The organism is Archangium violaceum (genome assembly GCF_016859125.1).
In the GTDB taxonomy this organism is placed as follows: domain Bacteria; phylum Myxococcota; class Myxococcia; order Myxococcales; family Myxococcaceae; genus Archangium; species Archangium violaceum_A.
This window is the reverse complement of the sequence record NZ_CP069338.1, coordinates 10,211,598-10,237,480: the sequence shown is the minus strand read 5'-3', so window position 1 is coordinate 10,237,480 and position 25,883 is coordinate 10,211,598. Positions and strand designations below refer to the sequence as shown.

22 protein-coding genes are annotated in these 25,883 nt (G+C 67.7%); 6 read left to right on the top strand and 16 right to left on the bottom strand.

The window, feature by feature from the left end:
* Positions 1-12 precede the first annotated feature (12 nt).
* Positions 13-507, top strand: a complete 495-nt coding sequence (locus JQX13_RS43235) for a PaaI family thioesterase (RefSeq protein WP_203405242.1) — start codon at positions 13-15, stop codon at positions 505-507.
* Between the two features lie 66 nt (positions 508-573).
* Here JQX13_RS43235 and JQX13_RS43230 read toward each other — a convergent pair whose 3' ends face one another.
* Entirely contained in the window at positions 574-2,520 is a 1,947-nt protein-coding gene (locus JQX13_RS43230; RefSeq protein ID WP_203405241.1) for a permease, read from the bottom strand.
* A gap of 142 nt (positions 2,521-2,662) precedes the next feature.
* On the opposite strand from JQX13_RS43230, the gene JQX13_RS43225 reads away from it, so the two are divergent.
* On the top strand, positions 2,663-2,995 hold the full coding sequence (locus JQX13_RS43225; protein ID WP_203405240.1) for a hypothetical protein: 333 nt from the start codon (positions 2,663-2,665) through the stop codon (positions 2,993-2,995).
* Positions 2,996-3,213: 218 nt separating this feature from the next.
* On the top strand, positions 3,214-4,176 hold the full coding sequence (locus JQX13_RS43220; protein WP_203405239.1) for an SDR family NAD(P)-dependent oxidoreductase: 963 nt from the start codon (positions 3,214-3,216) through the stop codon (positions 4,174-4,176).
* A 1-nt stretch (position 4,177) separates the two neighbouring features.
* Here the strand turns inward: JQX13_RS43220 and grxC are convergent, their stop codons facing one another.
* From grxC to JQX13_RS43190, 6 genes are all read right to left on the bottom strand, one after another.
* Complete coding sequence (gene grxC, locus JQX13_RS43215; protein WP_203405238.1) at positions 4,178-4,456, bottom strand: glutaredoxin 3; 279 nt, start codon at positions 4,454-4,456, stop codon at positions 4,178-4,180.
* Positions 4,457-4,542: 86 nt separating this feature from the next.
* The gene (locus JQX13_RS43210) at positions 4,543-5,550 is read right to left on the bottom strand and encodes a DUF481 domain-containing protein (RefSeq protein WP_239014206.1); all 1,008 of its coding nucleotides are present in this window, start codon (positions 5,548-5,550) and stop codon (positions 4,543-4,545) included.
* A 238-nt stretch (positions 5,551-5,788) separates the two neighbouring features.
* Positions 5,789-6,481, bottom strand: coding sequence for a histidine phosphatase family protein (locus tag JQX13_RS43205; RefSeq protein ID WP_203405237.1), 693 nt, complete (start codon positions 6,479-6,481; stop codon positions 5,789-5,791).
* Entirely contained in the window at positions 6,481-7,557 is a 1,077-nt protein-coding gene (locus JQX13_RS43200) for a phosphotransferase family protein (RefSeq protein WP_203405236.1), read from the bottom strand. The genes JQX13_RS43205 and JQX13_RS43200 overlap by 1 nt, the downstream gene beginning before the upstream one ends.
* Before the next feature lie 11 nt (positions 7,558-7,568).
* Complete coding sequence (locus JQX13_RS43195) at positions 7,569-8,393, bottom strand: SDR family oxidoreductase (protein ID WP_203405235.1); 825 nt, start codon at positions 8,391-8,393, stop codon at positions 7,569-7,571.
* The gene (locus tag JQX13_RS43190; RefSeq protein ID WP_203405234.1) at positions 8,390-9,637 is read right to left on the bottom strand and encodes an acyl-CoA dehydrogenase family protein; all 1,248 of its coding nucleotides are present in this window, start codon (positions 9,635-9,637) and stop codon (positions 8,390-8,392) included. Before JQX13_RS43190 ends, JQX13_RS43195 begins: the two co-directional genes overlap by 4 nt.
* Positions 9,638-9,717: 80 nt before the next feature.
* On the opposite strand from JQX13_RS43190, the gene JQX13_RS43185 reads away from it, so the two are divergent.
* Both JQX13_RS43185 and JQX13_RS43180 read left to right on the top strand, forming a co-directional pair.
* Entirely contained in the window at positions 9,718-10,647 is a 930-nt protein-coding gene (locus tag JQX13_RS43185) for a LysR family transcriptional regulator (RefSeq protein WP_203405233.1), read from the top strand.
* A gap of 72 nt (positions 10,648-10,719) precedes the next feature.
* Positions 10,720-11,769 (top strand): hypothetical protein, encoded by a 1,050-nt coding sequence (locus JQX13_RS43180; RefSeq protein WP_203405232.1) that lies wholly within the window; start codon positions 10,720-10,722, stop codon positions 11,767-11,769.
* Positions 11,770-11,844: 75 nt separating this feature from the next.
* Here JQX13_RS43180 and JQX13_RS43175 read toward each other — a convergent pair whose 3' ends face one another.
* The 5 genes from JQX13_RS43175 to JQX13_RS43155 form a co-directional block, all read right to left on the bottom strand.
* The gene (locus tag JQX13_RS43175) at positions 11,845-12,885 is read right to left on the bottom strand and encodes an NADP-dependent oxidoreductase (protein ID WP_203405231.1); all 1,041 of its coding nucleotides are present in this window, start codon (positions 12,883-12,885) and stop codon (positions 11,845-11,847) included.
* Positions 12,886-13,133: 248 nt separating this feature from the next.
* Positions 13,134-14,516: a hypothetical protein gene (locus JQX13_RS43170; protein ID WP_203405230.1), complete on the bottom strand. Its 1,383-nt coding sequence runs from the start codon at positions 14,514-14,516 to the stop codon at positions 13,134-13,136.
* 41 nt (positions 14,517-14,557) lie between these two features.
* The gene (locus JQX13_RS43165; protein WP_203405229.1) at positions 14,558-16,030 is read right to left on the bottom strand and encodes an MBL fold metallo-hydrolase; all 1,473 of its coding nucleotides are present in this window, start codon (positions 16,028-16,030) and stop codon (positions 14,558-14,560) included.
* Between the two features lie 32 nt (positions 16,031-16,062).
* Positions 16,063-16,818: a hypothetical protein gene (locus JQX13_RS43160; RefSeq protein ID WP_239014205.1), complete on the bottom strand. Its 756-nt coding sequence runs from the start codon at positions 16,816-16,818 to the stop codon at positions 16,063-16,065.
* A gap of 6 nt (positions 16,819-16,824) precedes the next feature.
* Positions 16,825-18,021: an alkaline phosphatase D family protein gene (locus tag JQX13_RS43155; protein WP_203405228.1), complete on the bottom strand. Its 1,197-nt coding sequence runs from the start codon at positions 18,019-18,021 to the stop codon at positions 16,825-16,827.
* 603 nt (positions 18,022-18,624) lie between these two features.
* Between JQX13_RS43155 and JQX13_RS43150 the strand changes: the two genes are divergently transcribed.
* Entirely contained in the window at positions 18,625-22,044 is a 3,420-nt protein-coding gene (locus tag JQX13_RS43150; protein ID WP_203405227.1) for an alpha/beta fold hydrolase, read from the top strand.
* A gap of 54 nt (positions 22,045-22,098) precedes the next feature.
* On the opposite strand, the gene JQX13_RS43145 is transcribed toward JQX13_RS43150, so the two are convergent.
* The 4 genes from JQX13_RS43145 to JQX13_RS43130 form a co-directional block, all read right to left on the bottom strand.
* Positions 22,099-23,601 (bottom strand): ATP-binding cassette domain-containing protein, encoded by a 1,503-nt coding sequence (locus JQX13_RS43145; RefSeq protein ID WP_203405226.1) that lies wholly within the window; start codon positions 23,599-23,601, stop codon positions 22,099-22,101.
* Between the two features lie 184 nt (positions 23,602-23,785).
* A complete protein-coding gene (locus JQX13_RS43140; RefSeq protein WP_203405225.1) occupies positions 23,786-24,169 on the bottom strand; it encodes a hypothetical protein in 384 nt (127 codons plus the stop codon).
* A gap of 70 nt (positions 24,170-24,239) precedes the next feature.
* A complete protein-coding gene (locus tag JQX13_RS43135) occupies positions 24,240-25,310 on the bottom strand; it encodes an SPFH domain-containing protein (RefSeq protein WP_203405224.1) in 1,071 nt (356 codons plus the stop codon).
* Entirely contained in the window at positions 25,311-25,787 is a 477-nt protein-coding gene (locus tag JQX13_RS43130; protein ID WP_203405223.1) for an NfeD family protein, read from the bottom strand. It abuts the gene before it with no gap.
* Positions 25,788-25,883 lie beyond the last annotated feature (96 nt).

The following is a 25,883-nucleotide window of genomic DNA, read 5'->3' as shown; positions in this document are numbered from 1 at the left end:
GAGGTCCCATCCATGGAAACCGCATCTCTGCAAGAAATCGCCGCGCCAGAAGGCATCTGCTACGGCTGTGGCTGCAACAATCCGCATGGCTTGCACATCAAGAGCTACTGGCATGACGACGGCATCCACGTCATGGCCAGGCACACCCCCGAGGCCAAATACAGTGGTTGGCCCGATCTCGTGTACGGCGGTCTGATCGCGATGCTGGTCGACTGTCACTCGAACTGGACCGCGATGGCCTACCACTTCCGGGCCGAGGGTCGCGAACCCGGCAGTCTGCCGCGGATCGAATGCGTCACCGGCAACCTCGGCGTCAAGTTCATCAAGCCCACGCCCATGGGGGTGCCGCTCACCCTTCGCGCGCGTGTCGAAGGCGAGGTCGGCCGCAAGAGCCGGGTCATCTGCGAGGTCTACGCCGGCGATGTGCTGACCGCGATCGGTGATTCGATCTTCGTCCGCGTCGATACCTCGCAGCTGACAGCGGCGGCGCACGGCCGCGAAGCCTGAATCACCACGACGAGGTGCGCGCCCCGGCCCACGACGGGCCCTCCGTGTCCCCCTCCGGGTGCCGGCCTATGCTCCCGGCCTGCCGTGGGAGCAGGCCGCGCCGTTCTGGCACTCGGGGCCGTGGACGTGCGCCTGGGGGAGCAGGATGAGGGGCGCACGGGCCTCGGAGCTGGAGTGTGAATGGGTGCAGCCCGGCCCGTGCTCGTGGTGGGGGCGCGCATGCGCGGGACCGTGGTGCCCGTGGTCGTGGCCGCATGCCGGCCCGTGAACATGCAGTTCCGACAGCTTGTCGCCGGTGGGCAACGTGCTCTCGCCAGGGTCTCCACCAGGCAGCAGCTGCGCGAGGAAGCCCCGTGGGCCCTGTCGCAGCAGCGAGGCGAGGAAGAGCGCGCCCAGCAGCACCAGCCCCACCCACTCCACCAGCCCCTCGTGTTCCGCGTGCTGCGGTTGGTGGGCGAGGCCCGTCTGCGCCGGGAGCAGCATGTTGAGCGCCAGGCCCAGTCCGACGGAGCTGACCGCCACCACCGCACCGAAGGCCAGCGTCACCTTGCGCCCGTGCAGCCGGGACATCACCGCGAAGGTGGTGACGTTGGTGGCGGGTCCGGTGATGAGGAAGGCCAGCGCGGCACCCGGCGACAGGCCCTTGTGCAGCAGCACCGCCACCAGCGGCGTGGCCCCCGAGGCGCACACGAAGCTGGGCACGCCCAGCAGCGCGAAGAGGGGCACGTCCAGACCCGGAGGCAGGCGCGAGAGCCACTCGGCCGCCAGCAGAGGCTCCACCAGCGCCGCCATCCCCATCCCCACGAGAATCCAGGGCGCCGTGTGGTCCACCGACTCGACGAGCCCCTCGCGCAGCCCGTGGGCCAGCCGCTGGCGCAGGGGCGGGGTGGGGCCCGTTGCCGGGGAGGCCATGGCCACCGCCCGTGAGGCCGGAACCAGGCGGCTCACGAGGACGCCGGAGAGCACGGCCACGACGAAGGCACCTCCCAGGCGTGCCAGCGTGAGGGGCCAGCCAATCAGCGGCACCGAGACGAGGACGGCGCTCACGCCCAGCTCCGGCGCGGCCACCAGGAAGGACAGCGCGGCTGCGATGGGAACGCCCTTGCGGATGAGGCCGCGGTACACGGGCAACACCCCACACGAGCACAGCGCCAGCGGCAGGCCCACCACGGTGCCGCGCAAGGCCCGCGACAGGGAGGAGCCGCGACCGAGCCAGCCCAGCGAGGCCTCACCGAGCAGGGCCTGGAAGAGGCCCGTGAGGACATAGGCGGCCAGCAGGGCGGGTGCTGTCTCCAGCGACAGGTGGAGGAAGGTGGTGCCCGCGCCGAGCTCCCCGGGCTGTGCGCCCAGGAGGGGGTGCGCGTGGGAGACGAGCACCAGCAGCGCCATGGCCGCGACGGCCCCCAGCCCCGCGGCGAGCCTCTGTGCGGGCCCCTCTGCATTGCCCGCGCGTCCCCGGAAGAGGGCGGGGAGGAATGCGCCCGCGGTGAAGGCCTGGAGGAGGGCGGCCACCCGGAGCAGGCCGGGCTCGAGAACGGAGCCGCCCCAGCCCAGACCCACGCCCCCGACGAGCGCCACCGTCACCAGCAGCGCACTGGCGCCCAGGGTGCCCACCACCGGCCGGACGAGCCACCACAGCCCCAGACCCAGCGGCAGCCGGTGCAACACCACCGCGAGCACCGCGAGCGTTCCACTCCCGGCGCCGTGCAGCGATAGGGCTCGCCCCTCGAGTGCCGCGTGCACCGCCAGCCCCACCACCGCCAGCACCAGCCCGGCCGCTGACGGCAGCTTCCGTCCCAGCGCGAGGGCCAGCCCGAGCCCCACTCCGGCCGCCCCCAGCGCTCCCATCCCCGCGAGCGACAGGCTGTGCGGGAGGATGTGCACCAGCACCATGCCGCCCAGCGCCACGAAGACGAGGCCCTCCAGCGCCGCGGTGGCGGGACGTCGTCCCCTCACACACCACCCCACCAGGGGAGCCAGCACCCACGCCGCCAGACTCAGGGGAAGCGCCATCGGTGTCATTCTCTCGCTCCAGGACGAAACCGGGGATTCGTCCCTGGAGTTGTACCTGCAACATGATTGCGATCCAAGTCCCTGACTTCTCGCGGTTCCTGGGTCGAGCACCGGCCTGGCTGCCTGTGCCAGCGCTCAGGGAGTGGGATTCCCCAGGCGCTTCAGCTTCTCCTCCAGCCCGGGGACGGTGCTCGGGCGTGGAGGCTCGTCGGCGGGGCGACGCTACTTCTACCCGGAGGGTGGCTTCGGAGCGCTGGCCGAGGGCCTGATGCTGGAGCGGGGGAGGGTGATGGCCGTGGGGGTGGCGGGACGGGAGTTGGCGGCGGAGTCGGTGGTGGCGACGGTGCCGCTGCCGCTGTTGTGCGGTTGGGTGGGGCGGCACGAGGCGGCCGAGCGCCTGGGTTTCCGCGCGCTGACGCAACGAGTAAGGTGGCGGACTCTACCCATTGGGTCGGAACGCACTGTTCGTCCATGACAACGTGCATCACGCCTGCGCGGCGGGATTGGCGTTGGGGAGACTGATCGCGGAAGGCACGACTTCCCGGGAGTGGCGTGACCGGCAAAAACCCTTCCTCGAAACGCAGATCGAGGACTGACTGGTGCTATGTCCTTCTCCTTCTGAGAAGAGGGAGCGGGTGAGGGTCATCCCCAGGGGGGTGTTCCGGGGTCCTCGCCCGCGATGGGAGTCGAGTCATGAAGGTGCTCGTCACGGGCGCAGCGGGTTTCATCGGATACCACGTGTGTGAGCGGCTGCTCGCGCGCGGGGACACGGTCATCGGCGTGGACAACCTGGACGCGTCGGGAGACGTGACGCTGAAGGCGACGCGGCTGTCGCGGCTGAAGGCGGCGCCGAACTTCGGCTTCCACCGGATGGACATCCGTGACGCGAAGTCCTGCCGGGAGCTCTTCGAGGGAGCGCGACCCGAGCGCGTGGTGCACCTGGCGGCACGGGTGGGCGTGAGGTCGTTGGCCTCGGAGGCGACGGACTACGCGGAGACGAACATCACCGGCTTCCTGCAGGTGTTGGAGCTGAGCCGGCAGGTGGGGGTGGGTCACCTGGTGTTCGCCTCGTCGAGTTCGGTGTACGGCGCGGGGACGCCGTTGCCCTTCTCGGAGCAGGCGGCGGCGGATCGCCCGCTGAGCGTCTACGCGGTGACGAAGCGCGCGGACGAGATGATGGCGCACGTCTTCAGCCACCAGTACGGGCTGCCGGTGACGGGGCTGCGGCTGTTCACGGTGTACGGCCCATGGGGCCGGCCGGACATGGCGCCGATGCTGTTCCTCCGGTTGATGCTGGAGGGCCGTCCCATCGTGCTGCACGCCGAGGGGATGATGCGGCGCGACTTCACGTACGTGGATGACGTCGTGGAGGCGCTGGTTCGGGTGCTGGACAAGCCACCCGCGGGGCCACCGCCGTACCGCGTGCTGAACGTGGGCCGGGGCACGTCGGTGGCGATGGCGCGATTCGTGGACCTGCTGGAGGAGCAGTTGAGGATGAAGGCCTGGGTCGAACTGCGGCCCGCGCAGCCTGGGGAGCTGGAGGTGACGTGCGCGGACGTGACGGCGCTGGAGCGGGAGACGGGCTTCCGTCCCTCGGTGCCGCTGGAGCAGGGGCTCGCCAGGCTGGTGGCGTGGTACAGGGGCCGCGAGGGCTGAGCTACGGGCTCGTGGCGGGGCTCTCGCCGCCTCGGAGTGAGTCCAACTCTCCGCGCTCGTCGAACTCGGCCAACTCGGTGAGGCCGCCGATGTGCCGCCCGGCGATGAAGATCTGCGGCACCGTCGTCCCGCCGCCGGTGCGCTCCACCATCTCGGAGAAGCGCGCCTCGTCTTCCGTTACGTCGATGTCCTCGAAGTCCACGCCCTTGTCGGACAGGAGGGCCTTGGCCCGCTTCGAGTAGCCGCAGTACGTCTTCGTATAGAGAGTCACAGGAGCCATGGGCGACAAGCTATCCACGCGCTCCGGGGGAGCGCGGGGGCCCAGGTCTCCTGCCTGCTCCCGGGACGTGCGGCCCCGCCACTGCCCTAGAAGGTCACCGTGGCGCTCACGGCGAGCGAGGTGTCGGTGGGCACCTTCCCCTCGGCGGGCGCGCTGTCGTACTGGAGGAGGAAGGTGGTGGTGACCGCCAGCGCCTGCGTGAGCTTCACGGAGAGCTGCGTCTGGTTGCCAACGAGCAGACGCGAGCCCTCGATGAGGCTGGGCAGGACGCTGAGCTCTTCCAGCAGGGCGACATCCCGGTTGATGGCGTAGCGGAAGGTCGCGCCGAAGCGGGGGCCGCCGAGCGACACATCCGGCAGATCCACGCGCGTGGGGTAGTACTGGAAGCGCGTCTCACGGGCGTAGCGGAAGGCCAGGTCCGTACGCAGGAAGGAGTCGCCGCCGTCCTTCCGCTTCAAGTCCCACCAGATGAGGCCGATACCCGCCTCGCCGATGCCACGCGCCTCCACGCTCTTCACGTGGTCCGTCTCCGCGCCGGCCAGCAGGTAGCCGCTGAGCTTCTCGTTGAAGCGCCGGTCTCCGCGAAGCTGGAGGGCCGCGTTGAGCGCCACCACCTGGGACGCCTCCGGAGCTCCCGCCAACTCGGGGGGACGGCTCTCGCCGTAAACGCCCGTGGCCTTGACGGAGTAGATCCAGTTCTCAGTCTTGCTCTCCGCAGTGACCAATCCGTTGAACGTGACGGTGGAGGCATTGCCGGTGATGAAGATGAGGCCCAGGCCCACCGTGACATCCCAGACGTCCTTCTTCGCCTCCTCCTTCTTCTCGGCGGGCGGCGCGGGAGGCGGGGGCGGCTCGGCGGGAGCGGCCGTGCCGGCGAGGCCCTTGGCGAGCTGTTCGATGGCCTCCGCCATGCGGGCATTGGCCTCGGCGGCACGCTCGGCGGCGGCGGCGGCACGCTCGGCGGAAGCGGCGGCGCGCTCGGCGGCGACGGCGGACTGCTCGGGCGTGGTGGCCTGCGCCGGGGTGGCGGGCTTCGCGGGAGCGGGTGTCTGGAACGTCAGGAAGGCGGACAGGAGGGTGTGAACAGGAAGCACGTCGGACTCGCGGGATGAATGAAGGGCTTCAGCGATCGCGGGGTCTTCTACCAGGAGCGCCCCGGACGCGATGTTCTGTTTTCATCACTCATTTCTGCACGGGCCGGGCCAGCGCCATCCCACGTGCAACCCCGCGAGAGGACAGGCCTCGGGCCGGGAAACCGGTGCGAGGAGCCCGCGCTGACACTCCGGATGACATGTCAGCCCGGTGTCTTGACGCGTCAACGCGCGGGCCCGCTCAGCGATAGGTGATGAGCGCGCGCCGCGGGCCCTCGAAGTGGCCGTGCTCGTTGAGCGAGGAGAGGTAGCGGCCCCGCTCGCTGTAGATGACCTTGGTGACGCCGCAGTTGGCGAGCGTCCAGTTGAGCCGGAACGCGTGGAGCACGGGGATCTGCAACAACTCCCGGCTGATGGCGGTGATGGGCCCACCGGAGGTGAAGACGATCGCTGTCTTCCCCGGTCCGAGCTGCTGGAGGAGCTCCTCGAGCCCTCGGAGGCAGCGCGCCTGGAAGGTGGGCCAGGGCTCCGTGTAGTCGGCGTCGTGTCCACCGCCGGTCCAGCGCGCGACGGCCTGCGTGAACATCTCCTGGAAGACCCGGCGGGGCTCCGGTGTACCGGCCAGAGCCTCCACCATCCGTGCATGATCCGCGAACCGCGGCTCGAAGCGGGCGATGACCTCGGTGTGGTCGAACTCGTCGAACCCGGCCAGCCGCTGGGGCGAGAGGGAGATGCCCATCGAGGCGAGGCACCCCTCCGCCGTCTGCGCGTGGCGCTTCAGGGTCCCGGTGAAGACCGCGTCCACCTGGGGGATGCGCGCGCGCAACGCCTCGCCGAGCACCCGGGCCTGCTCGATTCCCATGTCCGAGAGCTGGTCGTAGTCCTCCGCACCGAAAGAGGCCTGCCCGTGGCGGACGAGGTACACGGCACCCATCAACGACCTCCCTTCTTCTTGATGATGCTCCGGCAACGCCAGTCGAAGGAGTTGACGAGGATCCAGAAGTTCTTGAACGCCGGGTTGCGGGTCTGCTTGTGGTGGTAGCGGTAGTAGATCTGCTGGGCGATGACGGCGAGGCGGAACAGGCCGTAGACCTCGTAGAAGGCCCAGTTGGCCGGCTTCAACCCGGTGCGCTCGAGGTAGTAGGCAACGACCTCCTCGCGCCGGAGCATGCCGGGCAGGTGCGTCGGCTGACGGCGGGTCATGCGCATCAGCAGGTTGTCGTCGGCGTGCACCCAGTAGGCGAGCGTGTTGCCGAGGTCCATCAGCGGATCGCCGAGCGTGGCCATCTCCCAGTCGAGCACGCCGATGACCTCGGTGGGACGCTCCGGGTGGAGCACCACGTTGTCGAAGCGCCAGTCGTTGTGGATGACGCAGGTGGCGATGTCGTCGGGGATATTGGCCTCGAGCCAATCGCGCACGAACCGGAAGCTGGGGACGTTCCAGGTTCGGGCCTTCTCGTAGCGGTCCGACCAGCCCTCGATCTGCCGCCGGGGGTAGCCGGTGCCCTTGCCGAGCGACTCGAGCCCCGCGGCCCGGTAGTCCACCCGGTGCAGCTCGATGAGCTTGTCGATGACGTTGAGGCACAGCTGCCGGGTCTGCGCCGTGTCCAGATGCAGCCCGGACGGCAGACGCGAGCGGGGGATGAGGCCGGGGATCCGCTCCATCACATAGAACTCGGAGCCGATGACGCTCGTGTCCTGGCAGAGCCCGACCATGGTGGGCACGGTGGGGTAGGCGGGCTTGAGCGCCTTCTGCACCGTGTACTCGCGCGCCATGTCGTGCGCCGATTTGGCCTTGGTGCCCGCGGGAGGGCGACGAAGGATGAGATCGCGGTTGGCGTACTCGAGGCGGTAGGTCCAGTTGGAGGCACCGCCCGCGTACTGGGTGACCCTGGGAGTGCCTTCCAGCGTCGGAACCTGAGACTTGAGCCAGGCGTCCACGGCGGTGACGTCGAGCTCCTCGCCCGCGCGCACCGCCCTGGCCTCATCGAGGGGGGGAGTGGGTGACATGGGTTCTCGCCTCAGGTCCGCGCGGCCTCGGTGCGCCCGCGCAGCCGGCGGGTGCGCTTCTGGATCATCGAGGAGTAGATGTCACGAGGGAGGAGCTTCTTCATCAACCAGGCCCGGCGGCCCTCCTTGTGGGGCAGGACGTAGAAGTCACGCTGCTCGACCGCCCGGAAGATCTGGTCGGCGATGTCGTCCGCGGTGATGGGCGAGCGCTCGAGCAACTTGGTCAGGGCCGTTCGCATCCCGGGATCCGAGGTACGCAGCGAGTCGCCGAGGTTGGTCTTGAAGAAGGACGGGCAGACGAGGCTGACGCCGATGTGGTCATCGGCGAGCTCGTTCTGGAGCGTCTCCGACAGCGAGACGACGGCGGCCTTGGTTGCGTTGTAGCTGCTCATCCTCGGCATATCGAGCAGGCCGGCCATGGAGGCCACGTTGACGAAGTGCCCACGGCCCTGACGCTTGAACAGGGGCGTGAAGACCTTGCAGCCGCGCACGACGCCCAGGAGGTTGATGTCCAGGATCCACTGCCAGTCGGAGAGCGGGACGTCCTCGATGGCGCCGGCCTGGGCGACGCCGGCGTTGTTGACCACCACGTCGACGCCCCCCCAGTTGGCGGTGAGCCACTCGGAGGTGGCGGTCAGATCCTCCTCGCGCGTCACGTCGCAGCGGAGGTAGTGGGCGTGGGAGGTGAGGGGGGCGAGCGCCTGCAGGGTCTCCGCGCCCCGGGCGTCGTTGACGTCGGCGATGCAGACCCGCCAGCCCGCCCGGCCGAAGCGCAGGGCGATGGCCCGTCCGAGCCCACTGGCTCCACCGGTGATGAAGATGCGCTGTGTGCTCATGATTCCCGGCTCTTGGAGAACCCGCGCCTGGCGAGCTCGATGCGGGCGATGAGGCCCTTGTGCACTTCGTCCGGACCGTCCGCCAGCCGCAGGGTACGCGCCTGGGCGAAGAAGCCCGCCAGCTGGGTGTCGTCGTTCGACACCCCGGCTCCGCCGTGGAGCTGGATCGCGTCGTCCACGACCTTCTGCAGCACGTTGGGCGCGACGACCTTGATCGCGGAGATCTCGGTCATGGCTCCCAGGGCGCCCAGCTCGTCCAGCTTCCAGGCGGCGTAGAGCGTGAGCAGACGCGCCTGATCGATGGCGATGCGCGCCTCGGCGACGCGCTCGCGGTTGCCACCGAGGTTGAGCAGCGGCTTGCCGAAGGCGGTGCGATTCATCCCGCGGTGGATCATCAGGTCCAGCGCCTCCTCCGCCGCGCCGATGCAGCGCATGCAGTGGTGGATGCGGCCGGGGCCGAGGCGTCCCTGGGCGATCTCGAAGCCCATCCCCGGTCCCCCGATGATGTTGGCGCGAGGCACCCGCACGTCGCGGAAGTGCACCTCACCATGCCCGTGCGGCGCGTCGTAGTCGCCGAACACCGGGAGCATGCGCTTGATCTCCACGCCCTTCGTATCCAGCGGGACCAGCACCATCGAGTGTTGGTGGTGGCGGTCCGTCCCCGCGTCGGGCGTACGGGCCATGAAGATGGCGATCTTCGCCCGCGGGTCGCCGATGCCGCTCGACCACCACTTCTTCCCGTTGAGCACCACCTCGTCGCCCTCGACGACGGCCGTGGCCTGCATGTTGGTCGCGTCCGAGGAGGCCACGTCGGGCTCGGTCATGCAGAAGACGGAGCGAATCTCCCCGGCGAGCAGGGGCGTGAGCCAGCGCGCCTTCTGCTCCTCGGAGCCGTACCTGTAGAGCACCTCCATGTTGCCGGTGTCCGGGGCGTTGCAGTTGAAGACCTCCGGAGCGATGAAGCTGTGGCCCATCTCCTCGGCGATGGGCGCATATTCCAGGGTGCTGAGGCCGGCGCCGAGCTTCGCGTCCGGAAGGAACAGGTTCCACAGACCCTCGGCCCGAGCGCGCGCCTTGAGCTCCTCCATGATGGGGGGAATCCGCCAGCGCCGCCAGTCGCCGCCGTGGACAGCCGCGCGGGCGTGCGTCCAGTACTGCCCCTCCACCGGGCGGATGTGCTCGCGGATGAAGCGCTGCACTCGCTCGCGGTAGTCCTTGGAACGGTCACTTGGCTCGAAGTTCATGGGAGGCCTCCTCCGGTCAGGGCCGCGATCCTGCGGTGGAGGCCCTTGATGAATCCAGTGAATGTTGGTCATGTGTTGTCATGAAGGCAGCTCATGAATCCGCACGGCTGGCCCAGCTCGACCTGAACCTCTTCCGGGTGTTCGACGTCATCTTCCGGGAGCGGAACCTCACGCGGGCCGCGGAGGTCCTGTTCCTGAGCCAGTCGGCGGTGAGCCACGCCCTGGCCCGCCTGCGCGAGCAGCTCGAGGATCCGCTCTTCGTGCGTCAGGGGCGGGGTGTGACGCCGACCCCGCTCGCCGAGCGCCTGGCGCCTGGAATCCAGGAGGCGCTCGCGCTGCTCCAGCAGGCCGTGCACCGCACCCGCCACTTCGACGCCCGGCGCGACGTGGGCCACGTCACCCTCGCGATGAACGACGTGCTCGAACCGTCGCTCCTGCCGCAGCTCGTCTCGCGACTGGGCGAGCGTGCCCCGAATGTCCGGGTCGCGAGCGTGAGACTCGAGCGGGCCAGGCTCGAGAGGGATCTGTCCTCGGGGAGGCTGGACCTGGCCATCGACGTGGCGCAGCCGACCGGCGCCGACCTGCGCCACACCTTGCTGCTTCGTGACACCTTCTGCGTGGTGAGCGCGCGGCGGCGGAAGCTGGACGTATCGGCCTACCTGGCCGCGCGGCACGTGACCGTGTCCTCCCGGCGCACGGGGCTGACGCTCGAGGACCTGGTGCTCAGCCAGCAGGGTTACCAGCGCGAGGTCGCCGTGCGCTGCCAGCACTACGAAGCGGCGTGCCGGGTCGTCGCGGGCTCCGACCTGCTCCTCACGATGCCCCGGCGCCACGCGGAGGCGCACAAAGCCTCTCTTGGCATCCACCTCCTGCCAATGCCAGTGGTACTCCCTCCCGTGGATCTCCACCTGTACTGGCATCGTCAGGTAGACGGAGATCCACGCAGCCAATGGTTGCGAACAGAACTCCTGGCACTCTCCGGAGGGCTGCTCGGAGGCTCGAAGCAATGAGGCACCAGGCCCCCGCTGGCCTATTCCTCTCCATTCGCCTATAAACTTCATTGTTTTCCTGGGGGGAATCACATGAAGCCGTTGGCCGTCCTCATCATCCATGGTGTGGAGATCCAGGATGAGAACTTCCACCTGACTCCGAAGCGGCTGCTCCAGAAGCACTTCGCCCGGCAGTTCAAGGGCCAGGCCAATGCGCCAGATCCGGAGAAGGCGATCATCGTCGAGCCGGTGCATTGGGCGCCCGTGTTGGAGAACGCGGAGCGCCGGCTCTTCGAGCAGCACTTCGAGGACAAGGCTGGGGGGTTCTTCGAGGAGCTCCGCAGGCTGGTCGTGCGTGTCAATGGAGGCTCGGAGGTGTGGCTCGCGCCCCTGATGGCCTTGCTCTCCCGGCGCAAGGACAAGCGCCTCGGGCGGTTGCACTACCCGGGCGCACGATGGCTGATCATGCACTTCGTGGGGGATGCCATCGCCTACCAGCCCGGCATTGGGAAGAGCGAGGTGTATGACAACATCCATGCCAGTGTGACGGAGGCGCTCGCGCGCCTGCGGCAGCGGGCCGGAGACGATGCGCCGCTGTGCGTGATGGCACACAGTCTGGGGAGTGTCATCGCGAGCAACTACTTCTACGACCTGCAGGTGGCACGGGCCTCGATGTCGGATCAGGAGCAGATCGCGACGCGGCTGCTGGAGAGTCCCGAGGACCCCATGGCACGCTCGCCGCTGGAGCGTGGGGAAACGCTGGCGCACCTGTACACCATGGGCAGTCCGCTGGCGCTCTGGAGCCTGCGCTACCCTCAGCAGAAGGAGCTGGACAGGCCCGTGTGCGTGCCGGCTGCTGAGCTCACGCAGCACCATCCGGGGGCAGGGGGCGAGTGGGTCAACTACTACGATGATGACGATGTCATCGCGTACCCGCTCCAGCCGCTGGGGGAGGCCTACCGGAAGGGCGTTCGGGATGTCTGCGTGAAGCTGAGCGGGCTCTTCACCTGGACACCGATGGTGCATCCCTTCTACTGGGCGGATGACCAGGTGATGGAGCCCATCGCGAAATCGCTGGCGGCGACCTGGCGGCGGGTGAACGCCTCCAGGGGAGAGCCGGAGCGCCGCGAGACGGGTACCTGAGCCCGTACCGCCGCAGGGGAGACCGGCAACGAGGAGGGCTGGACACGCCCCGGGCCTCGCAGCCGTCGGTGGCCTTCAGGCCGTGTCTTGGGAGGCCGCCCGAGCCACGGCGGGCTTCTTCACCTGGATGACGACCTTGCCCACCGCTCGCCCGGACTGGCTGTACTCCAGCGCTTCCTTCGTCTGCTCGAAGGGGAAGACCCGGTCGATGATGGGCTTGATATGGCCATCCGTGAGCAGCCTGCCGATCTCGGCGAGCTGTTGGCCATCCGGGCGCATGAACAGGTATTCGAAGCGCACCTGGTGCTTCCGCGCGAGCGCGGTCGTCTTGCGCGACAGGAGTCCCAACACCATCACCAGCAGGGGATTGAGCCCCCACTTCCGCGCGAACTTCGCATCCGGCTTGCCCGCGATGGAGACCAACACGCCGCCCGGCTTGAGGACGCGGAACGAGCGCTGCTGCGTCTCACCGGCCTGGGTGTCGAAGACCAGGTCGTAGTCATGCAGCACCTCCTCGAAGCGCTGCTTGCGGTAGTCGATGACGACGTCCGCGCCCAGCCGCTTCACGAGCTCGATATTGCGCTCGCTGACGGTGGTCGCCACGGTGGCACCCAGATACTTCGCGAGCTGGATGGCGAAGGTGCCCACGCCACCCGAGCCCGCGTGGATGAGCACCTTCTGGCCCTTCTGGAGCCCACCCAGCTCGAGGAGGGCCTGCCAGGTGGTGGTCCCCACCAAGGGGATGGAGGTCGCCTCCTCGTGGGTGAGGTTCCTGGGCTTGGGGGCCGCTTCGGCCTCGCCGACCACTGCGTACTCCGCGAAGGCGCCGATGCGGCTCTTGTCCAGACGGGCGAAGATTTCATCTCCCGGCTTGAACTTCGTCACCGCCGAGCCCACCTCCACCACCACACCGGACAGATCGCTGCCCAGGATGAGGGGAAAGTCGTTGCGCACCAGTGTCTTCACCGCGCCTTCGCGGATCTTGAAGTCCACCGGGTTGACGCTGGCCGCGTGTACTTCCACCAGCAGATCCTGGGGTCTCAGGGCGGGCTTGGGTTGCTCGCCGAACTGGACCACCTCATTGCCACCATATTTCTTGATGAAGAAGGCCTTCATGATCTTGGGCTCCAGAGCAGCGTATCACGGCGAAGGAGCGAGCCCCCCTGTGTTCGTCGCCACCGCCGCCTGCTTGCGTCGCACGAGACGTACTCCCACGCTCGTCAGCATCGCCACGGTCATGGCGATTCCCAGACCATGGATGACGCCGTGTTTGATGATGGCCGCGGAGACGAAGTGGACCAGATAGGCCAGGAGGCCGGCGCTCCAGCTCAGCGGCCAGTCATTGTTCTTCCGGCGAGGGGCCGTTACCGGCGGCCGTGCCAGAGTTCCTCGTGGCGGGCCTGCGTCTCCGAGTAGCCGTTGGAGAAGAGCTGATCGTAGTAGTCGAGATCCAGGTGGTGCATCTGGATCCAGACGCCCGGCACGAACATCGCGTCCGCATGGGCCGGGAAGCGGTCATACGTGTCGTAGATGTAGTTGCACACGTCCTTGGCGCAGGCGATGACCTCCTCCGAGTAGTGGGGCACCTCGGAGACGAACTTCTGGGCCAGGCCCGGCTTGAAGACCTGCTCGAAGTCCTTGGGGTTGGTGTAGAGCCCGTTGGGTCCGTACTTGTGGGCGATGAGGGCGTCGACCGCCTCGTCCATGCTGCCGTAATAGGGCGGGCAATAACCCTGCATCAGGCCGTCCAGGCCCACCGGGTTGGGCCTCCAGCTGGGCAGCGGGGAGATGAACTTGAGCGCCTGCCGCACCAGGTTGCGTGGGGTGTGGTAGCGGAAACCCAGGCTGTTGCCGGCATTGCGGTACTCGGGGTCTCCCAGCAGCACGGGTCCGATGAACGCCGCGTGGATCCACGCGCCCAACCCCATGGCCTCCGCCACGAGGAAGATGTTCTGCATCAGGAAGTCCGCCTCGTAGGGGATGCGCGCCGTGCCCAGCACCCCGAGGGGGATCTTCTGATCCTTGTTGAGGAAGCCGTTGCGGACCCACTTCTGCACGCCGGCCACGCGGTAGAAGTTCCAGTCGTCGATGAAGGTGGGGCGGTGTCCGGCGTCCTGGGTCAGCAGGAACATGATGCCATTGATGTACTGGCGGGTGAGGTCCACCACCGGTACGAGAATGGTGCTGCCCGGCACGTTGGACATGTACCGGTTGCGACCCATGTAATAGGGATACTGGCGCGGGAATTCGACGCGCTTGTCGGACACCTTGACCTTGCACTTCTCCGCGTAGGCGATGAGCCGGGCGGCCGTCAGCTGCCCCCCGGCCAGCATGAGCGCATCGCCTCCCTGGGGGCGGCGCAGGAAGTAGGTCCCCGAGTCGTTGATGAGGAAGAAGGAGGTGGCCTGGGCATTGTCGGGGCTCCCGGCGGTGCGGCCGATGACGTCCACCATGGGCGAGCCCACCAGGGGCTTTCCATCCTCGGTGAGGAACGGCTGGTCGGGCAGGGTGACGCCTGTGATGCCCGTGGAGGCGATGAGCAACGCCTCCTCCAACGCGGTGAGCGGCTCCGGCTCGTGCTTGGAGGTGTAGCTGAGGCTGCCCGCGGGGATGGATTGGATGCCCTTGGCCACGCGCCGGGTGCGCCGGTTGCGCAGCGCATCGAACAACGGATAGCGCAGGGTTTCCTGAAGCCCCCGCTCCTCGTCATGGACGTGGAGCGACTGGGCGGAGGGATTCTGGGACATGGAAGGTGTCTCCTGATGGATGGGGTGGGGCCGGGTGCGCTTCAGCGGGCCTGCGCCTGCTTCACGAGGAAGTAGGCGTCGCGGACGTTGCTCTCGGACGTGGCCCAGGTGAGCTGGTTGTCATGGAACGAGGGCAGGATGCCCAGCCCCCACTTGGAGATCTCATCGTTGAACTGCTTCGCGAGCTGCTGCTCGGCGAGGCCCTTCTGGAGCCCCTCCTTCACCCGCTCCTGGAGGAACTCGAGGTAGTCGGCGTAGCGGGCCAGGTCGGAGATGCGAGCGATGGGCCCATGGCCGGGCACCACCATCGCGTCCGGGTAGCTCGCCACCAGCTTGCGCGCCGCCCGGATCAGGCCCTCGAGGTTGGCTCCGCCCTGCTTCAGATCGAAGAAGGGGTAGTAGGTGAAGAAGAACAGGTCCCCCGTCATCAGGATCTTCTCCTTGGGGAGCCAGACGCACAGGTCTCCGCCGGTGTGGGCGGTGCCAGGATGGAAGAGCACGACCTCCCGCTCTCCCAGGTCCACGCGCATGGGTTCGTCACCCACGAGCACATTGGCCATGCCCAGCGGATGCAGCTTCGTCTGGAGGACCTCGTTGCGGCGCATCAGGTCCGGTACGGCCTTGTGGGCGATGCGGTTGGCACCCGGGTAGAGGTCGTTCCCCAGGGTGTGATCGTAGTGGTAGTGCGTGCTGACGACGTGCTTCACCGGCTTCTGCACGTTCTCGGAGACCCACTTGCGCAGCTGGTTGGCGCCGGGAGGGAACTTGGTGTCCACCAGCAGTGCCTCGCGGCTGCCCTCCACCACCAATGTGTTGCCCCCGCCTCCCATGACCATCTTCACGCCGGGAGCCAGCTCCACCACCTCCTGGCGGAGGAAGGAGGCATAGAACCAGGTTCCAGCCCCGGCCGCGCCCAGGGCCAGCGACGCGGCCATGGGCATGGCGAGCCCGCGCGCCGTCCGGCCGGGATCTCCGCGCACCGTGGTCTCGTCCAACCTTCCCGTCTCGCGGTAGATGGACTCGAGCGACCTGGCTCCCTCCAGGGAACGGTCCTTCACGAAGGTGAAGTGGGCAATCCAGAAGGACTTCATCAGGTTGAAGCTCCACCCCATGGCCTTCTCATACGAGCCGAAGCGGGTGCGCCCGTTGCCCAGGTCCTCCATGTGGTAGGTGTGCCGCGCGTAGAAGCCGGGCAGCACGGTGACTTCCCATGTCACCTTGCGCTGCGGGCCCTGTGGCTCCAGCTCCACGATCTTGGCCATGGCCGGCATGTAATACGGGTACCACCAGCGGATGGGATGGAAGGCCCAGACGAGCTGGTGGCCCCATTTCAGGTCGCGGTTCTTCGCCCAGAGGAAGCACTCGTTCCATCGGGGCCACAGGTCGGCGCGGGTGAAGAAGCTCCAGAGGACGTCGATGGGAATGTCCACCTCCACCGTGCCCTTCACCGGCTCCATCGAGGGGGCGGCCGCCAGCTCTTCCTTCCGGTCCTTGTCGGTATTCGTTTCAGCCATGGGTGTGGATTCTCGTGGTTGGGTTTGCGGCTCTAGTCCGCGGTGCACAGCGTGTGAGGGGTGTGGTAGGTGCCCGTCAGGGGTTGGCGCGAGTCGCTGCCGTGGTAGTCGTGCCACCACCGCGCGGATTGCCAGATGGCCTCGGGGCTGCTGGAGCGGCTGGCCACGCTCGGGGTGAGCTCGAAGCCCGCGGCGCCCAGGATGACCTCCGCCATGGCGGCACATGGAAGCCCGTGGCCCTCCAGCAGTGGGTTGATGTTGCGGCCGACACCCCAGACGTAGGGGAGCCATTCGGTGACGAGCCCGACCGCGTCCACCACCGCGCGCTGGCGCATGAAGCGCTCCCGGGCGGCCTTCACCTTGTGCAGCTCGAGGGGGACGTGCACCAGCGCCACGTTGGGATAGCGCTCTTCGTTCGCGTAGGCGTTGAGGTCGGCCCGCTGGATGCCATTGGTCCTGGGCGGGTAGCCGAAGCCATTCACGGGGGTGAGGCTGATCTCCCAGGCCTCCACGGAGGACAGGCCGGGTCCGTTGCGCTCCAGGAGCACCACATGGGACCAGTGGCTCGGAGTCAGATCATGCCGGGCATGCGACTGGGCCACCCGGAGCCGGAAGGAGATGGGATCCCGTCCCCCCAGGAGCAGCAGGGAGGGTCCTCCTTGCTGCTTGTCCTCGAGCTGCTCGAGAGCCTGTTCGAGCCAGGCGAGGTTGCTCTGGGCGTGGGCGCGGGACTCCTTGCGGAGCTTGACGTTCGGCGCTTGGGCATTCGAGGTGCGGATTCCAGACATGAGGGCTCACTCTCCGTGGCGCAGGAGGAAGGGCTTGACGGTGACGGGGGCCGCCCCCCGCTCGATCGGGAAGTAGCGAGGAGTGACTTCGACGTCGCCCCCCCGGCGTTGGAAGGACAACAGGCACACCTGGTTGCCGCGCTGGAGATGCTCGGTGTGGACCTGGAAGCGGCTCCTCAGTCCTGGTGGGGCGAAGAGAGGAGGGGCCTCGCTCGCCTTGGGGTGGCGCGCCCAGGCCTCGCCCGAGAAGCGCTGCCGTAGCCAGGCGAATTGGTCCGAGCCGGCCGTCGACACCAGCGAAGAAGGGGAGGAGATGATCTCATAGGCCTGCCGGCCGCTGAGGAGCGAATCCGTTGGCATGAGGCTGGTGACGCGGCCCCAGTGCACATCGCCGGTGAGCAGCAGCAGGTCCCCCGCCTCCCTCATGTGCCGCTCCAACTCCTTCATCAACACGCCGAAGTCCTCGTAGTTGGGGAGCTCCGTGTCCTCCATGGTGCGGCCGAAGAGGCTCGGCTTCTCCATGAGGAGCGACTGTCCGGTGGAGAAGATCCCAATGCGTCCATGCTCGGCGCAGTGGGACACCCAGGCCGCGAGCGCCTGGACGGTCTCCGCCGTCATCATGTGCTTGAGGTCCGGGGTGCGGAAGGTACGGGTATCGGCGATGAAAAAGGAGAGGGGCTCCACGTCGAACTGGAGCGGTGCTCCGAATGGCGTGGAGTCGTAGTGTTGAAATGCCTCGCACATCCGGCGCGCGGCGAGCGCCCACCTGCCGCGTCCCTCCTCGGTCCACGTGTTCTGCAAGTGGGGGGCGGGCAGCGGGTAGTTGTTCCAGTAGTCGTGGTCGTCCGGAACGCAGATCAGGGGGCCCGCCGAGAGCACCCGCGCATAGGTGTTCTCCTCGGTCCAGTTGCGGACGTAGTCCTGCTCGAATTTTTCTGCGAGCCACGGCAGGTCATCGTGAAAGTTCTTCAGCGTGGGCAGATCCAGGTAGACCTGATCGCCCGCGGCCAACACCAGATCCGGCTGGTAGACCTTCCGGATGTCATCGACGATCTCTCCCACGACGCCCCCCGTGTCTTCCTCCCAATGGAAGCAGGAGGTGAGCAGCACGTTGAAGGATGCATCCAGTCCCTCGGGAACCTCCCGAGGCATGATGCGCAGCTCGGTGGATATGGGATTGCCCCCATCGAGCCTGACTTCCACCCGGGCCCTCCGGGAGGCGTTTCCCGCCTGCGGAAGGGGGAGATCGAAGACTCCGCTGAACGCACGCCGGGTATTCGCCTCGAGCATCGGAGGCGTACGCGCGCTCTCCAGGGGACGTACGGTATGGATGGCCTCCGAGGCCAGCGGGACACCATTCAAACGCCAATCAATGGATGGGACCGAGGTCCTACCAAAGGCTCCCAGCCACACTCGCAATCGTCCCGGTGGCGCCGCAGCGCACGACCGCAGGACGGCCTCTGCACTCATGTTTTCCCCCCCCTTGAATGCAACAAGGGTCCTGCCGCGACGCGTAATAACTAACAGAACCCTTCAGTCCTGACAAGTACGCGCCGTCCGTATTCCATCACGGAGGAGCCGGGCTGCTTGAAGAGGTGTGAGGGGCTGGTGTGGCCATGCCGAGTCCTCGTACCCCGGTCTGATGGATGTGTCCGGTACGTCACATTTATGAGATTGCAGCCATGTCATGCCATTGTGGCGGGGGTGAAATGAGTAGGGCTCTACAAAAGACAACCCTGTCGTGATAGATGCGGTGCGGCAGAGAGGCGGCTCGCGGCCGCTGCGTTCCAGGGGGGAACCATCCAGATGAATCGAATCTCGTCTTCTATCGAGGACATCCAGGACCATTACAAGGTCGTGGTGGTGGGCTCGGGTTATGGAGGAGCCATCACGGCTTCTCGCCTGGCCCGAGCGGGACAGAAGGTATGCGTCCTGGAGCGCGGCCGGGAGTTCCAGCCCGGCGAATTCCCAGACACTCCGCTGGAGGCCGCGGCCGAGCTCCAGATCGAGAAGCCCGAGGGCCGCACGGGCCCTCGCACGGCCCTGTTCAATCTCCACATGGGCCATGACATCAACGTGTTCGTGGGCTGTGGATTGGGAGGGACCTCGCTCATCAACGCCAACGTCTCCATCCGTCCAGACCCTCGGGTATTCGAGGATTCGAGCTGGCCGGCGGCCCTGCGCGCCGAGGGCATGAAGAGGTTGGAGCACGGCTTCAACCTCGCGGAGCGGATGCTGGGTGCCAGACCGTACCCCGAGACTCTTCCCACCCTGCCCAAGCTGAAGGCCCTCCAGAAGTCGGCCGAGGCCATGGGACAGAAATTCTATCGCCCCACCATCAACGTCACCTTCCAGGATGGCGTCAACGAAGCGGGCGTGGTGCAGAAGGGTTGCAACCTGTGCGGTGATTGCTGCTCCGGTTGCAACAACGGTTCGAAGAACACCGTGTTGATGAACTACCTGCCGGACGCCAAACGTCACGGGGCGGAGATCTTCACCACGGTGGACGTGCGCTACATCGAGCGTGCCCAGGATGGTCGCTGGCGGATTCACTACCAGGTGCTGGGCACGGGCCGCGAGGCGTTCGAGGCGCCGACCCTGTTCGTCACCGCGGAGCTGGTCATCCTCGCGGCTGGCACGCTCGGGTCCACGGAGATCCTCATGCGCTCGCGAGCCCGCGGTCTGAGGATGTCGGAGCGGCTGGGCCGAGCCTTCAGTGGGAACGGGGACGTGCTCGGGTTCGGCTACAACACCGAGCAGGAGATCCGTGGCGTCGGCTCGGGCAACCTCCCGGCGAAGGAGCTGCCTCCGGTGGGGCCCTGCATCAGCGGCATCATCGACATGCGCGACACCCCCGAGGTTCGCGACGGGATGATCCTCGAGGAGGGCTCCATCCCTGGCGCCCTGGGGGAGATGTTGCCCGCCGCCTTCGAGGCCGTGGCGGATCTGCACGGCCTCAACACCGCGACGGATCAGCTCCTCGCCCAGAAGGCCCGTGAGGCGGACACCCTGGTGCACGGCCCTCGCCACGGCGCCATGCTCAACACCCAGACGTACCTCGTCATGACGCATGATGGGGCGGATGGGCGGCTGGATCTGGTGAACGATCGGATCCAGGTCGTCTGGCCGGGCGTGGGCACCAAGGCCATCTTCCAGCAGGTGGACGCGCGCATGACGGAGGCCACCCGGGCGCTGAAGGGCATCGGGGTGCGCAACCCGCTCTGGAACGAGATGCATGGCAACCGGCTCATCTCCGTCCATCCTCTGGGCGGCTGCGTCATGGCGGACTCGGCGGAGGCCGGCGTGGTGGATCACACCGGCCGCGTGTTCTCATCCGAGCAGGGCTCCGAGGCCTACGACGGACTGTACGTCTGTGATGGCTCCATCGTCCCCACCTCCCTGGGTGTCAACCCGCTGCTGACCATCTCCGCGTTGGCCGAGCGCTGCGCGATGATCATCAGCGAGGAGCGCGGCTGGCGGATCGACTACTCGTTCAAGGGGCCCATCTCCGAGCTGCCCGTTCCGGTGACGCCGGGCATCCGCTTCACCGAGCGGATGAAGGGTCACCTCGCCCTCGAGGGTGGGAAGGCCACCCGGCCCGAGGAGTTCGAGGCCGCGGAGCGGCGGGGAGCGCAGGACGGCTCCACCTTCGAGTTCGTGCTGACCATCGTGTCCAACGACCTGGACAAGTTCATCGAGGAGCCGGAGCACGAGGCCCGCATGATGGGCACGGTGAACGCGCCGGCGCTCTCGCCCCATCCGCTGACGGTGACGGACGGCACGTTCAACCTGTTCGTGGAGGACCGGGAGTCCGTCGAGACGCGGTTGATGAAATACCGCATGCGGCTGACCGCCCAGGACGGACGCACCTTCTTCTTCTACGGCTACAAGGTCGTCCGCGAGGGGCCCATCTGGCAGGTGTGGCACGACACTTCCACCCTCTACGTCACGCTTCACCAGGGCGTGGATGACACGGGGCCGGTGGTGGGCAAGGGCGTGCTGCGGATCGCCCCGGAGGACTTCATCAAGCAGCTGGGCACGCTCGAGGTGTCCAACGCCAGGAGCCCCGAGGAGCGCCTGGCCGCCACGGTGCGCTTCGGCCGCTACTTCGCTGGCGTGGTGTACGACTACTACGGCGGGGCCGTGGCCAAGGGCGCGCTGCTCGATCCCAACGCGCCGCCGCGCAAGAAGCGCCAGTTGCGCGCGCCCGCGCCCAAGCTCTTCCCGTTCAAGACCCGCGACGGAGTGGAGCTGCTGCTCACGCGCTACCAGGCCGGCACCAAGGGGCCCGTCATCCTCTCCCATGGTCTGGGCGTCTCCAGCCGCATCTTCTCCATCGACACCATCGAGACCAACCTGCTCGAGTACCTGTGCGCGAATGGCTACGACGTGTGGTTGCTGGACTACCGCTCCAGCATCCTCGTGCCCGCCGCCAACACCCAGTACTCCGCCGATGATGTGGCGATGAAGGACTACCCGGCGGCGGTGGCCAGGGTGCTCGACGTGACGGGCGCTCCCTCCGTGCAGATGGTGGCCCACTGCTACGGCGCCACCACCTTCAGCATGGCCCTGCTGGGTGGGCTGCAGGGCGTGCGCTCCGCGGTGCTCTCGCAGATCTCCACCGAGTTCGTGGTTCCCAAGCTGGTGGAGCTCAAGGCCGGGCTGCACACGCCCAACCTGCTCGAGAAGCTGGGCATCAAGTCGATGACGGCCTACACGGACTCGAAGGCGGAGTGGATGTCGCGCCTCTACAACCAGGCGGTGGAGCTCTACCCGGTGGATGCGGACGAGGAGTGCGACAACCCGGTGTGCCACCGCATCACCTTCATGTACTCGCTGCTGTACGAGCATGCGCAGCTCAACGAGGCCACGCACGCCGCCCTGCACGAGATGTTCGGCGTGGCCACCATCAAGGCCTTCGATGGGCTGGCGGACATGATCCGCGCGGGTCACATCGTCGATGCCCGGGAGAAGGACACGTACCGCCCCCACCTGAAGCGCATGGCCCTTCCCATCCGCTTCATCCATGGCGAGCGCAACGGGTGCTTCCTGCCGGAGAGCACGCAGCGGACCTACGAGGCGCTCGTCAAGACCAACGGGCCGGCGCTGTACTCCCGCCGGCTCATCCCGGAGTACGGCCACATCGACTGCATCTTCGGCAAGAACGCGGCGAGGGACGTGTTCCCGCACATCCTCGAGCACCTCGAGGCCACGCAGAAGGTGTGAGCCCCTGGCGGGGACTCCGGGCCATTTCCCTCTCCCAAGGGGAGAGGGAGTGTCTCAGTCCGAGGTGATGTCCACGCGTCGCTCCCGCACGCACCAGCGCTCCGTGGTGCACTGCCGCGCGAAGTGGACGTCATGCGTCACCATCAGCAGCGCTCCGGGGTATTCGCGCAGGGCTTCTTCCAGGTGCTCGATGGATGGCAGATCCAGGTGGTTGGTGGGCTCGTCGAGCACCAACGCCCAGGCGTGCTGCCCGAGCCCCCGCGCGATGAGCAGCTTGCGCGCCTCGCCCGGAGAGGGTTGCTCCGAGGCGAGCAGGCGATCCGGATCCACCCCGAGCGCCGCCACCAGGGACAACACGCGGCCCTTCTCCGCGGGAGGTAGCTCGCGCACCGAGTCGAGCGCCTCCTCGGCCTCCTCCGCGCTCACGTCCTGGGGCAGGTACAGCACGCGCTCCAGCGGCACGCGCGCCTGGCCGAGCAGGGCCCGTAGCAGGGTGCTCTTTCCAGCACCGTTGGGACCCTCGATGCGGATACGCGCGTCCCGGTGGACGTCGAGTCGCAACGGTCCGAACAACTCCACCTCGCCCGCGTGCAGTCCGGGCACGTCGAGGCTGAACAGCAGCGGGTTGGGGGGGCGGACGTAGTCGACGAAGATGGAGCGGCCGAGCGTCTTCTCCACTGCGATGGACTCGACGGCGGAGGCGGCGCGCTCGACCTCGCGGCGGGTCTTGGCCACGGAGCGCCCGAGCTTCTCATCCGCCCAGCTCACGAGGTTCTTGGCGCCCAGGGTGCGCGCGTCGCTGTCGTACTTGTCCTTCATGCGGGCGCCTGCGTTGCGCGCCGCGGAGGTGGCCTCCTGCTCCCGTCGCGTCTGAGCGAGCCGCTGCTGGAGCCGGCGGTGCTCCTCCTGGGCCTGCTGCCGGGTAGCGCGGCGGGCGTCCAGCTCCGCCTCCCAGGCCTCGCGGGCAACGGAGTAGGCGCCGGGCCACAGGCGCACCGTTCCCGCGTGCACGCGCAGCGTGGAGGTGGTGAGGGCCTCGAGCAGAGCGCGGTCGTGCGAGACGAGCACCCCCACGCCCCGGAAGCGGCGCAGGGCGGAGATGAGCCAGTCCCGTGCCTCGGCATCGAGGTGGTTGGTGGGCTCGTCGAGCAGCAGCACATCGGGCTCGCGCGAGAGGGCCGCGCCGATCTGCCAGCGCTTGCGCTCACCGGGAGAGAGCGTGCTCCACCGGTCGAGGGCGGTGGGATCCAACCCAAGCTGACCGAGCAGCCGCCGGGAGCGCGAGTCATACGCCTCGGCGAGCGCGGTGATGTCGGGGGTGATCTCCTCCACTCGCTGCGGGCAGAGGTGGACGAGCGCCGAGGGTGGCTCGAAGCGGAGGTGTCCGTCCGAGGGCTGGAGCTCGCCGGAGATCAGCCGCAGCAGGGTGGACTTGCCGGCACCATTGGCGCCGACGAGGCCGGACCAACCTGGTGGCAGGTGGAACTCGGCATCGGAGAAGAGGGGAATGGCGTCGGAGAACGCGAAGGAGACGCGGTGGGCGCGAACGAGTGACACGAGGAACTCCGGAATCGTTCCGGGCACGCACGAGGGGCCCGGTGGGTGGCTGAGAGACAGCGCCGACGATTCAGGAGTGGATCTTCAATGGAGTACGAAGCCTCGTGTACGAAGGGACCCGAAACCCAGGGCTCGGAAGTTCTAACCCCTGACGGGTCCCCGCGCAATCCCTGACAGGTTTTTCCTACCGGGTCGGTACGGTGGCGGACACGGCGGCGGCCCGTGCCTGCCGGGCGAGCCGCCATGCGCCCACGGAGGCGGCGATCGCGGAGACCGTGGTCATCAGGAGCGCCAGGGCGATGTTGTGCAGTGCCTCCTGGACCCCCAGGTACAGGACGGCGGGACCCTCACTGGTCAACGGTCCGGCGTAGGCCCGCAGCAGGTTCATGATGCCGGTGACGAAGCCCAGCCCACCCGCGAAGAGCGTGAAGAGCCCCAGGGTGAGGAGCAACGGCACGTAGCGGGAGTCCGGACGGTTGGCGTACCGAAGGCTGGTGACCAACAGCGCGAGACCCGCGAGGAGCGTGGGGTACATGCCCCAACCACCGGCTTCCAAGGCTTCCAACATGTGTCCTCCAGGAGAGGGTGCCCCCCTCTCGGACAGCACGCTCCGCGAAAGGTTCCCGACGCTTCGTCGATCATTCCTCCGAGGGGAGGACCGGGCGGGTGCGTACCGGTACGGCGGGCGGCGGGTTGGCCACGGTGCGCGAGAGGGCCTGGGCGCTCAGGGCCGCGGCGCTGGGGGCGGGCTGCGCCCGGGGCGTCGTGCTCTCCTTGGTGAACACCTCCTTGAGCGTCGCGATGCTGCCCAGCGCGGCCGTGGCCTCGTAGGGGACGAACATCTTGTTGTCGCCCTTGCCCAGCTCCTGCAGCGTCTCCATGTAGCGCAGCGCCAGCACCTCGGGCGTGGCGCCGCCTCCGGAGTTGATGGCATCGAAGACGAGCCGGGTCGCCTCGGCCTTGGCCTCGGCATCCAGCAGCGTGGCGCGCTTGCGGCCCTCGGCGCGGGCGACTTCCGCGTCGCGCTCGGCCTCGGCGCGCAGGATGCGCGAGATCTTCTCGCCCTCGGCGGAGAGGATGGCCGCGGCCTTGTCTCCCTCGGCCTTGGTGACCTCGGCGCGGCGCTCGCGCTCGGCGGTCATCTGCTTGGCCATGGCGTCCTTGATGGCGTTGGGCGGCTCGATCTCGCGCAGTTCCACGCGCGTCACCTTTACGCCCCACTTCTCCGTGGCCTCGTCCAGCACCGCGCGCAGCTTGCTGTTGACTGTCTCGCGGCTGGTGAGCGTCTGATCCAACGTCAGCCCGCCCATGATGTTGCGCAGGTTCGTCATCGTGAGCTGCTCGATGGCCAGCGCCAGGTTCTCCACGGCGTAGAGCGCCTTCGCCGGATCGACGATCTGGTAGTAGATGACCGAGCCCACCTCCATGGTGACGTTGTCATGGGTGATGACCTGTACGGTGTCGAAGCCCATGACCTGCTCGCGGAGATCCACCAGGTAGGAGCGGAAGATGCGGTTGTCCACGCGCATCTCCATGGCGCGGGGCGAGTCGAAGAATGGGATGAGGATGTTCAACCCGCTGCTGGCCACGTGGTGGAACCTTCCCAGGCGCTCCACGACCATCACCTTGGCCTGAGGCACGATGCGCAGGCCCTTGACGAGGGCGAACCCCACGGCCGCCGCGAGGATGATGAAGATTGCGGTACCCATCTAACGACCTTCTTTCTTCTTCAGGGGAACTTCCAGCGACGCGGAGGGGCGCCGCACCCACAGCTTCAAACCTTCCACCTGCTCGACGATGACGCGCTCGCCCTCGGCCACGGGACCTCCGAGCGGACGCGCCGACCAGAGCTCTCCGTTGATGCGCACCGTGCCCCCGTGCCCCTCGACGAGGGACTCGGTCACCACGGCCTCCTGGCCCACCATCGCCTCCACACCCGTCTTCACGGTGGATGCGTTGCGCATGAAGGCTTTCTTGAAGAGGGTGCGCGACGCGGTGAAGAGCGCCACCGAGACGAGCGTGAAGAGCGCGAGCTGGACGTTGATGTCCAGCCCCAGCGCCGCCGACAGGCTGGCGACCAGCGCCCCCACACAGAACCAGAGCATCACGAAGCCCGGGAGGGCCATCTCCAGCGAACCCGCGATGATCGCGGCGAGGATCCACAATTGCCAGGCATGGATGTCCATGAATGCTCCTGTCCGACCCGGAGCTTGCCACCGTGCCGACGCTCGGCGCCACAACAGTGACCGTGTGACCGACATTCCGGAGTAGAACAGCCCCCA

Coding starts and splice junctions, on each gene's coding strand:
- JQX13_RS43235 (WP_203405242.1), top strand. CDS start 13: ATGGAAACCGCATCTCTGCAAGAAATCGCCGCGCCAGAAGGCATCTGC.
- JQX13_RS43230 (WP_203405241.1), bottom strand. CDS start 2,520: ATGGCGCTTCCCCTGAGTCTGGCGGCGTGGGTGCTGGCTCCCCTGGTG.
- JQX13_RS43220 (WP_203405239.1), top strand. CDS start 3,214: ATGAAGGTGCTCGTCACGGGCGCAGCGGGTTTCATCGGATACCACGTG.
- grxC (WP_203405238.1), bottom strand. CDS start 4,456: ATGGCTCCTGTGACTCTCTATACGAAGACGTACTGCGGCTACTCGAAG.
- JQX13_RS43205 (WP_203405237.1), bottom strand. CDS start 6,481: ATGGGTGCCGTGTACCTCGTCCGCCACGGGCAGGCCTCTTTCGGTGCG.
- JQX13_RS43200 (WP_203405236.1), bottom strand. CDS start 7,557: ATGTCACCCACTCCCCCCCTCGATGAGGCCAGGGCGGTGCGCGCGGGC.
- JQX13_RS43195 (WP_203405235.1), bottom strand. CDS start 8,393: ATGAGCACACAGCGCATCTTCATCACCGGTGGAGCCAGTGGGCTCGGA.
- JQX13_RS43190 (WP_203405234.1), bottom strand. CDS start 9,637: ATGAACTTCGAGCCAAGTGACCGTTCCAAGGACTACCGCGAGCGAGTG.
- JQX13_RS43185 (WP_203405233.1), top strand. CDS start 9,718: ATGAAGGCAGCTCATGAATCCGCACGGCTGGCCCAGCTCGACCTGAAC.
- JQX13_RS43180 (WP_203405232.1), top strand. CDS start 10,720: ATGAAGCCGTTGGCCGTCCTCATCATCCATGGTGTGGAGATCCAGGAT.
- JQX13_RS43175 (WP_203405231.1), bottom strand. CDS start 12,885: ATGAAGGCCTTCTTCATCAAGAAATATGGTGGCAATGAGGTGGTCCAG.
- JQX13_RS43170 (WP_203405230.1), bottom strand. CDS start 14,516: ATGTCCCAGAATCCCTCCGCCCAGTCGCTCCACGTCCATGACGAGGAG.
- JQX13_RS43165 (WP_203405229.1), bottom strand. CDS start 16,030: ATGGCTGAAACGAATACCGACAAGGACCGGAAGGAAGAGCTGGCGGCC.
- JQX13_RS43160 (WP_239014205.1), bottom strand. CDS start 16,818: ATGTCTGGAATCCGCACCTCGAATGCCCAAGCGCCGAACGTCAAGCTC.
- JQX13_RS43150 (WP_203405227.1), top strand. CDS start 18,625: ATGAATCGAATCTCGTCTTCTATCGAGGACATCCAGGACCATTACAAG.
- JQX13_RS43140 (WP_203405225.1), bottom strand. CDS start 24,169: ATGTTGGAAGCCTTGGAAGCCGGTGGTTGGGGCATGTACCCCACGCTC.
- JQX13_RS43135 (WP_203405224.1), bottom strand. CDS start 25,310: ATGGGTACCGCAATCTTCATCATCCTCGCGGCGGCCGTGGGGTTCGCC.
- JQX13_RS43130 (WP_203405223.1), bottom strand. CDS start 25,787: ATGGACATCCATGCCTGGCAATTGTGGATCCTCGCCGCGATCATCGCG.